Origin of the sequence: Porphyromonas crevioricanis (assembly GCF_900476255.1) — a bacterium.
Lineage (GTDB): Bacteria > Bacteroidota > Bacteroidia > Bacteroidales > Porphyromonadaceae > Porphyromonas > Porphyromonas crevioricanis.
The window spans coordinates 469,913-483,244 of sequence record NZ_LS483447.1 but is presented as its reverse complement, the minus strand read 5'-3'; the positions used below and the strand labels follow the sequence as shown (position 1 = coordinate 483,244).

The 13,332-nt window shown below is 46.6% G+C and carries 9 protein-coding genes, 1 tRNA gene and 1 other RNA gene; 3 read left to right on the top strand and 8 right to left on the bottom strand.

The annotated features are described in order from the left end of the window. Positions 1-99: 99 nt before the first annotated feature. From DQN70_RS02230 to DQN70_RS02205, 6 genes are all read right to left on the bottom strand, one after another. A complete protein-coding gene (locus tag DQN70_RS02230; RefSeq protein ID WP_036889530.1) occupies positions 100-1,461 on the bottom strand; it encodes an MATE family efflux transporter in 1,362 nt (453 codons plus the stop codon). A 149-nt stretch (positions 1,462-1,610) separates the two neighbouring features. Continuing rightward, complete coding sequence (locus DQN70_RS02225; protein ID WP_023940597.1) at positions 1,611-2,819, bottom strand: FprA family A-type flavoprotein; 1,209 nt, start codon at positions 2,817-2,819, stop codon at positions 1,611-1,613. Between the two features lie 39 nt (positions 2,820-2,858). Continuing rightward, entirely contained in the window at positions 2,859-3,761 is a 903-nt protein-coding gene (lgt, locus tag DQN70_RS02220; protein ID WP_023938174.1) for a prolipoprotein diacylglyceryl transferase, read from the bottom strand. Between the two features lie 27 nt (positions 3,762-3,788). Further along, on the bottom strand, positions 3,789-4,691 hold the full coding sequence (locus tag DQN70_RS02215) for a diaminopimelate dehydrogenase (protein WP_023938172.1): 903 nt from the start codon (positions 4,689-4,691) through the stop codon (positions 3,789-3,791). A gap of 92 nt (positions 4,692-4,783) precedes the next feature. After that, the gene (locus tag DQN70_RS02210) at positions 4,784-5,371 is read right to left on the bottom strand and encodes a nitroreductase family protein (RefSeq protein ID WP_023938171.1); all 588 of its coding nucleotides are present in this window, start codon (positions 5,369-5,371) and stop codon (positions 4,784-4,786) included. Between the two features lie 234 nt (positions 5,372-5,605). Next, a tRNA-Ile gene (locus DQN70_RS02205) sits at positions 5,606-5,679 on the bottom strand. Positions 5,680-6,065: 386 nt separating this feature from the next. Here DQN70_RS02205 and DQN70_RS09475 point away from each other — a divergent pair. Next, positions 6,066-6,248 (top strand): hypothetical protein, encoded by a 183-nt coding sequence (locus tag DQN70_RS09475; protein WP_042120447.1) that lies wholly within the window; start codon positions 6,066-6,068, stop codon positions 6,246-6,248. 95 nt (positions 6,249-6,343) lie between these two features. After that, positions 6,344-6,749, top strand: a transfer-messenger RNA (tmRNA) gene (ssrA, locus tag DQN70_RS02195). Between the two features lie 824 nt (positions 6,750-7,573). On the opposite strand, the gene polA is transcribed toward ssrA, so the two are convergent. Then, positions 7,574-10,357, bottom strand: a complete 2,784-nt coding sequence (polA, locus tag DQN70_RS02185; protein ID WP_036888291.1) for a DNA polymerase I — start codon at positions 10,355-10,357, stop codon at positions 7,574-7,576. A 44-nt stretch (positions 10,358-10,401) separates the two neighbouring features. Between polA and DQN70_RS02180 the strand changes: the two genes are divergently transcribed. Next, a complete protein-coding gene (locus tag DQN70_RS02180; protein WP_081711901.1) occupies positions 10,402-11,394 on the top strand; it encodes a polyprenyl synthetase family protein in 993 nt (330 codons plus the stop codon). A 52-nt stretch (positions 11,395-11,446) separates the two neighbouring features. On the opposite strand, the gene uvrC is transcribed toward DQN70_RS02180, so the two are convergent. Continuing rightward, the gene (gene uvrC / locus DQN70_RS02175; RefSeq protein ID WP_023940604.1) at positions 11,447-13,318 is read right to left on the bottom strand and encodes an excinuclease ABC subunit UvrC; all 1,872 of its coding nucleotides are present in this window, start codon (positions 13,316-13,318) and stop codon (positions 11,447-11,449) included. Between the last annotated feature and the right edge of the window lie 14 nt (positions 13,319-13,332).

Here is a 13,332-nt window from a genome sequence, read left to right as displayed (position 1 = left end):
GGAAACAAAGGTACAATATTGACTTTATTGGCCTTTCTGACAGTTCGATGTACAATACACGCCTCGGATTATGTTCCTATGATAGCCCTTTGAACTTGCTCATAAAGAGACTCTATGCAGAAGCTTTTTGCGAAGGATAAACATCCAAAAGAGAGCTACCGAGCCTTTGAACATCGAACTGATAGAGATAATCCACCAAATTGCTTCCAGTCCCATTCCTCTATTGATGCAATAGATAGCAACTGGTATGCGCAAGTAATTGCCCACAATACTTATGATAGCCGGAGGCATAGAACGACCACAACCGTAGAATAACCCTTGGGTTGCAATTTCGCACATCATCAGCAATTGGGAAAAACCAATAATCCTGAGATAGACCCCGCCGGCCTGGTAGGCCATCGGTTCCGGAACAATGAGAGAATAGAATTGGCTACCCCAAAAAACAAAGAGCAGTGTTCCCAATCCTCCAAAAATAGAGGTATACATCAAGGTGTACTTGTAGGCTAAAAAGATACGATCCGGCTTGCCGGCTGCATAATTTTGTGCCACGATAGAGGAAAGAGCCGTAGCAAACCCTTGGGAGGTATTCCACGTGAGACCTTCGAGTTGCCCTCCGGTCGTAAGCGTTGCCACTCCTATATGCCCCGGGAGGCCACTATGTATGGCTGCTGAAGAAGCTTGCCGGCCTAAAAAAATACTGACGAATACGAACAAAGAATTGAGTATTGCCACAGGCAATCCGATACGGAGAATCTCTCTTACATAGATCCATCGCAAATGTACCAAAAGAGGAAACCCTCCGAAGAGTTGGGCCTTATGACGGATATAGTAATAAGACAGCCAGAAAACCACGAACTGGGAGATCGTGGTCGCCCATGCCGCTCCCTCCGTCCCCCAGCCTAACACAAAGATGAGTAACGGATCCAATATCATATTCAGAACCAATCCGGATGCTGCTACCTTGAACGGTATATGGCTCAATCCCGATCCATTGTATATCCCACTTACCGTAATGGAGAAAAAGGTGCAAGGGAAACCCAGAAGCACAATTTTTAGGTAAGAGAAAGAGAGTTCCTCGACCTCGGGGGAGAGTTTGTAGAATGCGAATATATTTCGTCCGAAAAGGAAATAGATCAATCCCAAGACGAGGGAGATCAGTATCGATATGGTTATGTTGTGGGAAGCGTAGTGAGCTGCCCGATCCTGCTGTTCCTGACCGAGGCTTTGGCCTACAGTCACTTCGCTACCTGTCTTGTTGATATAGGAAATCGAATAGGCCAGCCATATAAGCACAGAGACAACACCCACCGCAGCTACAGCTTCGGAGCCGAGTCGCCCGAGCCAAGCCATATCGGTAAAACTGTAGGCCATGTGGATAAAAGAAGTCCCCATGATAGGCAGGGCGATACGCACCAGTTGCTTGCGTACATCGCCAACGGTGAGATTGAGAGCTTGTGCCACCTGTCGATTCTTTTCTTGCTGCAAAGATAGCATACAGCCTGTCAGACAAAGAACCCGGGCGTGAGGAGATTGTCTCTTCTCACGCCCGGATCCTTTGATTATCTATCAGGACGGGTTAAACCATCCTAATTAAGCCCTGGTAAGGCCAATCAGTTGCGATTACTCTTGAGTTTCTCAGCTACGGCTTGTCCCAAGTCCCATCCCTTTTGCAAAACCTCCGGGGTGGGAGACATCTTCATTTCTACCGGTTCGCCTACCAGTTCCCAACCCATGGTTTCTGCCAATGGGAGCATCTTTTTCACAGCTTGACTTCCCCAGGTAAATGAGCCGAATACAGACAAGTAGCGATCTTTTATTTCACGCACTTCGATTAGGTGCATCAGGTATTGCATAGGAGAGAATAGCCCATTGCTATAGGTCGGAGCACCCAATACAACAGCTTTGTAGCGGAATATATCTCTCAGAATGAGGGAGGGATCGGAGGATGTAAGGCTGTGGCATACTACGTTGCGGATCCCTGCTGCAGCAATAGATTGGGCAATAGTATCAGCCAAAACTTCTGTGTGGCCGTACATTGATCCAAACACAACTACGGCACCTTCCTCTGGCTGGTATTTGCTGAAACGGTCGTACAAATCCTTGGCTTCACCAAAATGAGCAGCCGTCCAAACAGGACCATGAGTGGGGCATACATAGTCGATCTCGATTGGCATGCTTTCAATGGTCTTGAATACCTTTTGTACAAAAGGACCATACTTACCCACGATGCAAGCATAGTATCTCTCCATTTCAGGCCAATAGGGCTCCAGATTCATGTCTTTGTCCAGAATGTGTCCATTCAAGGCTCCGAAAGTACCGAAAGCATCAGCCGAGAAAAGGATCTTGTCATGCTGTTCGTAGGTAAACATCACTTCCGGCCAATGCACCATGGGTGCCATCAGGAAGCTCAGCTCTCTCTTGCCGATACAGATAGACTTACCCTGTTCTACCTCCAACAAATTGTCCGTGATACCATGGTATCCAGCCAGCATATTGAATGTTTTCTTGTTGCCTATAATACGGATATTGGGGTATTTCTGACGAAGCAACCCTATCGACCCACTATGATCCGGCTCCATGTGATTGACGATAAGGTAATCAATTGGACGACCTTGCAGGATAAGGTCGATTTTGTAGAAAAATGTATCGCTATAGCATACATCTACCGTATCGACCAATACGACCTGCTCATCGACAATCAGATAAGAGTTGTAGGATACGCCATTGGTCAAAGGCCACATATTTTCAAACTTCGCCTTTGATCGGTCATTGACACCAACATAGTAGATGCCTTCTGTAATTTGAGGTATTTGTATCATTACGTCTGTTGAATATTTGATGGGTTGGTATTTGATTTTTTATTGTTGGTCGATAGAAACAGTTTGGTGTTTCCTGCTTTGGCCTATAGCACGCACCACCCAGTAGATGCCCAAGGCGAGGAAAGGTATACTCAGTAGTTGTCCCATGTTCATGCCGATTGAATCAATCAGTTGCAGCTCCCACGGCTCCTGCACCAGCTTGAGCATCTCTATAAAGAAGCGTGAGCCGAATATCCCAATCAGAAAAACACCGACTATCAAGCCGTTGTATTTTCGAGTTGCATTGTAGCAGAAATAGAGCCACAGGCAAATGCCGAATACAATTAGGTAGCAGATCGCTTCGTATATCTGCGTAGGATGGACAGCTGGCAGATTTTGTACCATCTCGGGCGGGATTTGATCCCATACGGATGAATAATCCGGGCTTCCTACAACTTCGGACCAATAGTCATGCGAACGCAGGAAGCGAAAGCCCCAAGGCAGAGAGGTGGCACGACCGAATATCTCACTGTTCATCAAGTTGCCTAGCCGGATCATAGCAGCAACCAGTCCTACAGGTACGGCTAATCTGTCGAGCCCCCAAAGAAATCCTTTGCCGGTAACATATTTGCCATATAGCCACATCCCTACCAACACTCCTATCGTGCCTCCATGACTAGCCAAACCACCTTCGTGAATGGCGAGAATTTTGATCGGATTGCTCAGGTAGTACCCGAGATCATAAAAGAGTACATGCCCCAATCGAGCTCCTACGATAGTGCCGATGAAGACATAAATACCCATCTTCCTCATCCAATCTTCTTTGAGTTGCTCCCGTTTCCAGATAACCGACATAATCATGGGACCGAAAACAATAAGACCAACCCCAAACAGCAACCCGTACCAACGGATTTCGTGGTCGAAGAGAGTAAATATTTCGGGAGAAACTGTCCAGTTTATCATACTGTATCTGTGTTTATATTCTCCAAACTATACCAGCAAGCCTATCCACTGGTCTCTTTCACCAGGAAGCAAATCTATGGGTGCCACTTCGGGCAGAGTATAGGCTCCGGGTGCCATTCGCATGGCCGCTCTGGCTGATGCTACTAATATCTGAGCTGTAAGGGCTGGGTTATTGATGCGCATATCGAATGTCAGTTGTTGGTTGTGTGTGCACCCGCTCACACCTTTGCGGCTCATGTGTACCCCATGCCCCACGTCCTTGAGCGCATCTACCGATTCTACGACTATGACGTGCGTCTCATCGTGTGCAAAATAGTCATCCGACTTGATTTTTGTCTCAACCTCTTCTTTGCTATATCCCTCGGAAAGCTCTACGTACACCATACGACGGTGCACGGAAGTTCCGAGCGGTATCGTGATAGAGAGTGCTTTTTCTACACCTTCAATCGCTTGTGCTGCCACACTATGCCCCATGCTCATGCCCGGGCCAAAATCGGTGTAAGTAATTCCTTGAGGGAGCATGGCCTGCATCAGCGTACGCACCACTGAGTCGCTACCCGGATCCCAGCCAGCAGCCAATATAGCGGCTGTGCCATGGGATTGCGCTACGGCATTGAGTCGCTTACGCAGATCGGGTATTTCCGAATGTATATCAAAGCTGTCCACAGTGCGTATCCCTCGAGAAAGAAGGCCGGCAGCTACCTCCGGAATAAGTCGGGAAGGTTGGGATAATAAGGCCACATCAACTTGCCCCAGCTCGGCCAACTCTGTCACCTGCTTGTAGACACAATACCGGGCGGGCAGCTCTGTCACTTGTCGGCGAACAATCCCGGCAACGGTACAGTCGGGTGCATTCTCGATAGCCTCAATGGCATATCGACCGATATTACCCAGCCCGACAACAGCGATGCGTATTTGTTGTTTGCTCATCTTGTAGTCTGTCTGTTGTATTTAGTCAGGGCATCGCCCTTGCGACGACAAAGGTACACAATCGGCACAGCCTGCAAGTTGCCCAAGCTCATCTAATCTTGTGGATAGATACGAGCAAATACCAAGTCTTCAAATTTGCGTTTTGGCACATGGTGTACTCCATTTTCATCATGGTAATACTTATAGTCTCCATAGGCTTGCATATCTTCCAAAACAACCTTTTCGGCAGGTTTCCCTATCGCCACGATAGCTAATGGGAAGATATTGTCAGGTAAATCAAAATATCGAGCTACTTCGCCCTGACTGAAGCTAAGCATGATGCAGCAACCAAAACCGTCTTCGATGGCCGAGAGGGTAATGGCCTCGAGCTGCAACCCCTCGTCGTACCGGCCCGAAGCAGCAATGTTACTGTCCAGCACCTGTACTAAAAAGGCTCTGGGACGTTCTCCCTCTTCCGGGCCATCCCAGTCGGTAAGATAGCCTGCCCAATGGACCATTCGGCAAAGCTGTTCGCAATGGGTGGGATCTGTGACAAGGATATACTTCAAAGGCTGTACATTGCGCATCGAGGCGGTATATCTGGCTGCTTCTACCCAAGACTCTATTTTCTCTACAGGTACTTCCACGTTTTCGTCGAATCGTCTGTATGAGCGGTTTCGCATCAATAAATCTTTTATCATGGGGTGTGCATGTTTTTTGATTCTGGCACTAAGGTACGCAATCCCCGTAGGATGGCTGCAACTATGTAGTAGAAAATACCTATCTAAAATTCTGAATGAGAGAGTTGTTTGTTCGGAAAGAGTGAGAGAAGCAAGAAATATGCTATGAGAAAATCGGATCCGATTTTCAGGAATAAAAAAGCCCCGGCGGGATATGCCGAGGCTGACAGAAAACACAACCGCCGAGCGGTCATGTGGTCCCACTTGGGCTTGAACCAAGGACTCCCTGATTATGAGTCAGGTGCTCTAACCAACTGAGCTATAGGACCGACAGGAGCGTATAAGCATCCTGTATTTCGGACACAAAAGTATACCTTTCCCCCCAATCGTGCAATACCTGCTCAATAAAAATGAGACTGAAACACAGCCGGAGAATGTGTCTCAGACCTCAGAAAATAATCCAGAAATCATTGTTTTTCCATATTCTTTTGTCTCTCTCCGACTATCAACTTTTTTGAATGCACACCACTTCGGTTGTGTGATTATATATTGTGTGTCAATGATATATCAGTAGTTCTATGTTGAGTTATGTGGAGGAACCAACAATTTACCACCCCTTGTAATGGAGGGAGCCTTGCGGTCTGATAATCGACAGCTCGGCATAATCAAGCCGAAGTAGCTGTGAGAATACAAGCCATCCAACCGCACAAGGAAGATGGACTATGGGTACCCGACCAACGAGGCGGCAGACGTTATGACTCATACTAGAGCGAAACTCATGAGGTTAGCCCTTTGGTTTGTCTCCTCTTTTGGCGGTTTTCTCTATCCATACACAGCTTTTGTAGAGTTTATCCCTGCTCCTTACCTCCCTCTTAATGTATCCGTGGAGCATCGGTAAACATATACATAGTGTCTGTAAGGCTGTTAGAAGGGGAGGGTAGCGACACTAAGCCGCAATCCAAACGAAAAGAACTACCTTTGTCCCTACAATTCGGGGCTGACCGGCTTTGACAGCGTGACGAACCGACTTGTAAGCATGTAGTGCGTCGTTGGCCTGGCACTTTAATCTCAGACATCACAACTTTTAGTTGGCGCAAATAATTTCGCTCTCGCTGCGTAACCGAAGTATAGTAGGTTAACCGCTTCATCTCTGCGACAGTCGCGGAGACGAGACGTCGCCCGATCACTCTTATCCCGAAACGGATCGATATGGCGGCGCACGTTAGTCGGGGTCAGTCTCGCTAAGCCCTCGGGCGAAGACCGTATTTAGGGGGATAGGGGTGATGCCATTGGAGGTTACTGACAGGATAAGCCCCGAAAAAAGCAGGTGTAACTAAACATGTAGAAAGCAATTTGTTTCCGCGTTTGGACGAGGGTTCAACTCCCTCCAGCTCCACTATGTAGCCTATCCTCCCATGGGGGACTGCTCTTATCGAAAGTGCCACAACCCGATCAAGGGTTGTGGCACTTTCTTTGTTTAGAGCATGGGCCAAAGCCTCCCCTCCTGTGCACAATGTGTGGGCAGATCTAAGAGGCTGTTACAGCTGCTTTCCATGAAATCATCGTGTCCTCATGCAACAACCCTTCCCGTGAATCTCACAAAGAGCAGCTGAGCAATCAGAATGCAGTCAAGAAGCTCCTATTTTATCCTCTCGGAATAGACATGTTTTGTAAATTCTTCTCGAGGCAAAAATCGAGGAAAAAGGAGGAAAAAAGAGTTCCGTATAGGGGTGGATATATCTCCCTCTTATATGCTCCGAATTGCTCTCCCAAAACACCGATGAATAGGGCGTTCTGAGAGGGTCGAAATTCTCTCCTGAGAAAAATTTTGCTAACACAGGAGAGAATTATTTTTTCCTCAGGAGAGAATTTTTGTTTTCTCCCGTGTCAGCAAAAAATGTCTCCCGTCAGCATCAAAAAGAGGAGGGAAAATCCTTGGAAAAAGTCCCCAATTCGGGCAGAAAAACACAGCAGAAATAGAAACAGAACAAAATAGAAACAAACATAATAATACATCTCAAACCGGCATTTGCCAGTCCCAAGAAACCAAGCAAAACATATCGACTCTACACGTAGAGTAGCCCCACAATATTTTGGGATCTGAAAGAGATTATTGTCCGCTGACCTTAAAACATTGGAGAAGCATTCTCTCTCTCCTAAGGTATAATCGAAATAAAAGCCTGCTGTGTCATTAAACGTTGCGCAACAGGCTCTTTTGTCTCATCAATGGGCTTCCAACCAATTGCGTCCATACCCAATATCCGCCACGAGTGGAACGGAAAGCTCCGGAAATACCTGCTCCATTTCCATGCGCACAATCTGGCTGACTTGCTCAAGCTCGGGCTTGAAAACATCAAAATTGAGTTCGTCGTGCACTTGCAGGATCATACGAGAGCGAAGTTCCTGCTCCTCAATAGCCTTGGCTATACGTATCATAGCCAGCTTGATAATGTCGGCGGCAGTGCCTTGTATGGGAGCATTGATAGCATTTCGTTCAGCAAAGCTACGCACCGTGGCATTCCGGCTATTTATATCCGGCAAATAGCGTCTACGACCAAAAAGAGTGCTCACATAGCCGAGTTTCTTGGCCTCTGCAATAGCAGCCTCCATGTACTCTTTTACCTGTGGATAAAGATTGAAATAACCATCTATAAGACTTTTGGCTTCACCACGAGGTATATCCAATCGTTCAGCCAAACCGAATGCCGATATACCATAGATGATACCGAAATTGGCTGTCTTAGCTTTTCTTCTCTGATCCGAACTGACCTGTTCGGTATTGATGCCATATATTTTTGCAGCTGTAGCAGTGTGGATATCTTTCCCCTCTCGAAATGCCTCTATCAATCCCGGATCTCCACTCAAGTGAGCCATGAGACGTAATTCTATTTGACTATAATCGGCTGAGAGGAAAGTATATTCGTCTGAGCGTGCAACAAAAGCGCGACGGATACCTCTACCATCTTCTGTACGTATAGGGATATTTTGCAGGTTGGGATTGGAGCTGGAAAGTCGCCCAGTACTGGTAACGCACTGGTTGTAGGATGTGTGCAAACGACCATCCGAATGCAGCATAGAAGGGAGCGGCTCTATGTAAGTATTCAAGAGCTTGCGATCTGCCCTATAATCAAGAATCAGAGGGACAATAGGGTGGGTTGATCGAATTTTTTGCAAGGTCTCTTCAGCTGTACTATAGACCCCCGTTTTGGTCTTCTTGGGCCTGTCCATGAGCTGGAGCTTATCGAATAGTATTTCCCCCACTTGTTTGGGACTATTGACATTGAATGGCTCGCCTGCCATCTCTTGTATCTTCTCCTCTCGCAGCTGTATCCGTCCGGCAATTTCGTCTGCCAGCTCCTCTAATACACAGGTGTCCAGTCGTACTCCCTCTCGCTCCATCTGCGCCAAGACCGGCATGAGGGGCATCTCTATTAGATTGAGCAAATTAGCTGTTTCTTCTTGCTCGAAGAGAGGCAGCAACTTCTGATATAGTTGCCAAGTGACATCCGCATCCTCAGCTGCATAGAGTGTGAGTCGCTCCGGATTGGTCGTACGTATATCTCCCTTGCGTGTCGCTGTTGTCATTAGTTCATCATAGCTGATGGTGCGATAACTCAAAAGGGTTTCGGCCAAATAATCCATCCCGTGCCGGCTATCCGGCTCCAAGACATAGTGTGCAATCATAGTATCGAAGTATGGTCCTCTCCCTCGAATATCATAGCGATCCAGAACTTGCAAGTCATACTTGAGATTTTGCCCCACTTTTAGGTGTTTGTTGTCATCGAGCAAGCGTTTCAATGGACGAAGCATTTGTCTAACTTCTTTTTCGTCCTCCGGCAGAGGAATATAGTACCCCTCTTTTGCCTCCCAGGAAAAGCTAATCCCCACAATCTCCGCCTTGAGTGGATCTACATCTGTCGTCTCCGTATCGAAGGCAAAAGCTGTTTGTTTGCTCAACTTTCCCCAAAGCTGGTTGAGAGCTTCGGGTGTCTCTATTCTTCGATAGTTGGGCTGAGCATCGAGGTAGTCGGATAGGTGAGGGAAAAGTGTGTTTCCCTCCGAGAGAGTAGAGCTCTGCAATGACTCTTCGTCAGCAAACAAGTCCTGCTGTATCACCTTCTCCGTCTTGGCAACTCTTTGTCCCAAAACACGCTTGGAAAGAGATCTAAACTCTAATTCCTCAAAAAGACTTATCAGCTCGGGGATATTGATTTCTCTGCGTGTAAAATCTTCGGCTCGGAATGTAATAGGCGCATCTGTGCGAATTGTAGCCAAATAACGAGAGAGTAGGGTAGACTCTTTACCCTCTCTTAGCTTCTTGGCAGTCGCAGGTTTGATCTCATCCAAATGCTGATAAATATTATCTATCGATCCCCATTCTTTGAGCAGGGTAGAGGCAGTCTTGGGTCCTATGCCTTTGCAACCCGGGATATTATCGCTACTGTCTCCCATCAGACCGAGATAGTCTATTACCTGCTCCGGGCCACTGAGATCCATAGATGAGGCCACTTCGGCAGGCCCCCACAGCTCATAGCCTCCACCGTTCTTGGAGGGCTTATACATCTTGCTGTGCTCTGTAACCAACTGACCATAATCCTTATCGGGAGTCACCATACGTACCTCGTATCCGGCCGCTTCCGCCTGCCCGGCCAAAGTACCAATAACATCATCGGCCTCGAAATCGGCTACTTCTACTGATGGGATACGGTAGGCCTCCAACAACTTCTTGATATAGGGAATGGCAAAAGTAATCCCCTGAGGGGTCTCCTCTCGCTGCGCCTTGTATTCGGGATATTCCCTGTGCCTGAATGTACCGCCGGAGGGATCGAAAACCACCCCCAAGAGATCGGGATTGGCTTTCTCCAGAAGGTCTTGCAGAGTGAGTACAAAGCCGAATATAGCACTGGTATCTCGACCGGAAGAATCTCGGCGGGGAGCACGAATAAAAGCATAGTATGCCCGGTATATGAGGGCATAAGCATCTAAGAGGTAAAGTTGTTGTTTCATCTTAGGGGTAAAGGTACGCTTAAGTATCATTATATTTGCGTGCTATGCAAAGTGTAACAGACCAATTGGCTCCCATCAAGGCTTCCGTGGCGGATTTTATAGCGGCTTTCGATACCGAATTTGCCCACGCCCTTGCCTCACAATCTCGCTGGTTGGGGCAAGCTATAGAACTTCTCAACAAAGCAACCGGCAAGCAGGTGCGTCCGCTCCTTATTGGGTTGATGAGCAAAGCCTGTAATCATGAACCCTCGGCCAAAACCACGGAGGCAGCTGTATTGCTCGAATTGATCCACACAGCCACTCTGATACACGATGATGTGATCGACAACTCTAACCTGAGACGAGGACATCCTACCCTTAATGCCATCTTCGATAATCGAGTAGCAGTACTGGTGGGTGACTTCGTACTCTCCTCGGCTTTGATGCGTGCAATCGAATTGCAAGATTTGCGAATTATCTCAATCATTTCTTCCATCGGGCGAGAATTGAGTGAAGGAGAAATACGTCAGTTTGAAGTGGCAGACGAAGTTGTTCTGGACGAGGAAATCTACTATTCCGTCATTAAACAAAAAACGGCTACACTCTTTCGTGCAGCAGCCGAGTTGGCAGCCATCTCTGTAGATGCCGAGGAAGGGCTAATCTCTCTTTGCGGACAAATAGGGGAGTTGCTGGGCTATGCCTTCCAAATCCGGGATGATATATTCGATTACTACCAACAAGATATTGGCAAACCAACCGGCAATGATATACGAGAAGGCAAGGTAACCCTTCCTCTGCTCTATGCTCTTAATACCTCTTGTGCCGAAAAGACAGAAAAAGAAGAATGCCTAAGCCTTATCAAAGCTCGCAGCTTCGACCACGAAAATTTAGACAGACTTACCCGGTTTGCAATCTCCGCAGGAGGGATAGAATATGCCAACAAGCGAATGAGAGCTTTCTTGAGCCAAGCCAATGCTTTGATAGACACTTTACCTAACAAAGAGGCTGGATTGCAACTAAAACAACTTGCAGAGTTTATTTGCAATAGATCGGTATAAGAGGTTGATATATAAGATATTAAGACCTAACAAAATGGCTATTATGCCTCTTTTAACTCTCCATGGATGAGATATTCCGGTCAGCTTGTAGGGCTGATCGGATTTTTTTTGCTCTTGAAGGGCCTACGATGGAAGCAATTTCCTCTTCTGTCGCTTCTCTGATTCGTTTGACTGATTTGAAGTGCCGGAGCAAATTGGTTTTGCTATTGTGTCCTATGCCCTTAATGTTATCGAGCTCACTTTTCACTTGAGCTTTGCCACGTGTCTGCCTGTGAAAGGTAATACCGAAGCGATGCGCTTCGTCCCTTATCTGTCTCAATACACGAAGACTCTCACTATTGAATCCTAATGTAAGAGGAACCGGATCATTTGGATAATAGACTTCTTCGACCCTTTCAGCTAAACCGATAATGGGTATTTTTCCAACCAAATCAAGTTCCCTGAGAACTTCATATGCCACTCTTAGCTGCCCTTTACCTCCATCTATTACAATCAAGTCAGGGAGTTTCTCTTCACTGTTTTCCTCTTTCAGAATACGGCTGTACCGACGACCCACAATTTCTCGCATACTGGCATAGTCATCAGCTCCGACAACTGTTTTCACGTGGAACTTTCTGTATTCACTCTTAGCCGGCTTTCCATTCTTAAATACAGTACAAGCAGCTACTGGACTTGTGCCCTGTATGTTGGAATTATCAAAGCAGTGGATCAATCTGGGCTCTCTATCCAGATGCAAATCCTTCATCATTTGCTTCATCAACCTTGCAGCTGATTGCTCTGCATTAAGTTTTTCGGCCTGCTTAAGACAATCAATCTTATACTGTCTGACATTCCTCTCAGAGAGATCAAGCAAATGCTTTTTATCACCACGCTGTGGTATAGTGATCTTGGCTTGCTGCGCCGCTCCCCAACCTGGATCGAAAGGCAGAATAATTTCTCTTGCCATACTCTGATAGCGATCTCGCAATTCGGCAATGGCACGAGCAAAAATCTCGTCCGGCTCTTCATCTACTCTTTTGCGATATTCCACTGTATTGGTAAGTCGGATCATTCCTTCGCTCACCTGCATATAGTTGATGTATGCCTGCTGTTGATCTTCGTCATAAGAAAAAACATCCACAAGCATAATTGCTCTTGGAGCAACTGTATGTTTTGCTTCATAACGCTTCAGTAAGGCAAGTCGTTCTTTATAGACTTGTGCCTGTTCGTATCTCATCTGCTCGGAAGCGGCAATCATTTCCTCTCTATATATCTTCATAAGCAGAGAAAGATTGCCTTTGAGCAACTCTCTGGCCTCGTCTATGGAGTGCAGATAATCACTCTCATTTACCCTCCCTATACAAGGAGCATTGCATTTCTTGATGTGATAATTCAAGCAAACCTTGTATTTCCCCTCAGCTATTTTTGCTGGACTAAGGTTAAGCAAACAGGTGCGAAACTTATACAGATCCCTCAACAGAGCAACCATGTTTTTGGCAACTATGGCACTGGGATAGGGACCAAAATATTCTGTTCCATCTTTCCGTATATCTCGGGTAAATATAATCCGTGGAAAATGTTCTTTGGTGATAGCTATGCTGGGGTATGTTTTGCCATCCTTGAGCAAAACGTTGTACCGAGGTTGATGTGTCTTGATTAAATTACCCTCCAGAATAAGAGCCTCAGCCTCGGTATCTACAACAATGTATTTCAGCCCACGTATTTTCGATACGAGCACCTTGGTTTTGCGATCAGTGAGTTCTTTTTGAAAATAAGAACTGATTCGCTTACGCAAATTTTTGGCCTTCCCCACATATATAAGAGAACCTTCTTCATCGAAGTACTGGTAACAACCCGGCAGAGTAGGCAGAGTAGGCAAGATTGCTACAAGCTGTTCCCTGCTTAGCCTGGTAGGACTGATATAGATATGCTGGTTATGTTCCACGTGAAACAATCTGC

Coding starts and splice junctions, on each gene's coding strand:
- DQN70_RS02225 (WP_023940597.1), bottom strand. CDS start 2,819: ATGATACAAATACCTCAAATTACAGAAGGCATCTACTATGTTGGTGTC.
- polA (WP_036888291.1), bottom strand. CDS start 10,357: ATGAAACAACAACTTTACCTCTTAGATGCTTATGCCCTCATATACCGG.
- DQN70_RS02180 (WP_081711901.1), top strand. CDS start 10,402: ATGCAAAGTGTAACAGACCAATTGGCTCCCATCAAGGCTTCCGTGGCG.
- DQN70_RS09475 (WP_042120447.1), top strand. CDS start 6,066: ATGGACTATGGGTACCCGACCAACGAGGCGGCAGACGTTATGACTCAT.
- lgt (WP_023938174.1), bottom strand. CDS start 3,761: ATGATAAACTGGACAGTTTCTCCCGAAATATTTACTCTCTTCGACCAC.
- DQN70_RS02215 (WP_023938172.1), bottom strand. CDS start 4,691: ATGAGCAAACAACAAATACGCATCGCTGTTGTCGGGCTGGGTAATATC.
- DQN70_RS02210 (WP_023938171.1), bottom strand. CDS start 5,371: ATGATAAAAGATTTATTGATGCGAAACCGCTCATACAGACGATTCGAC.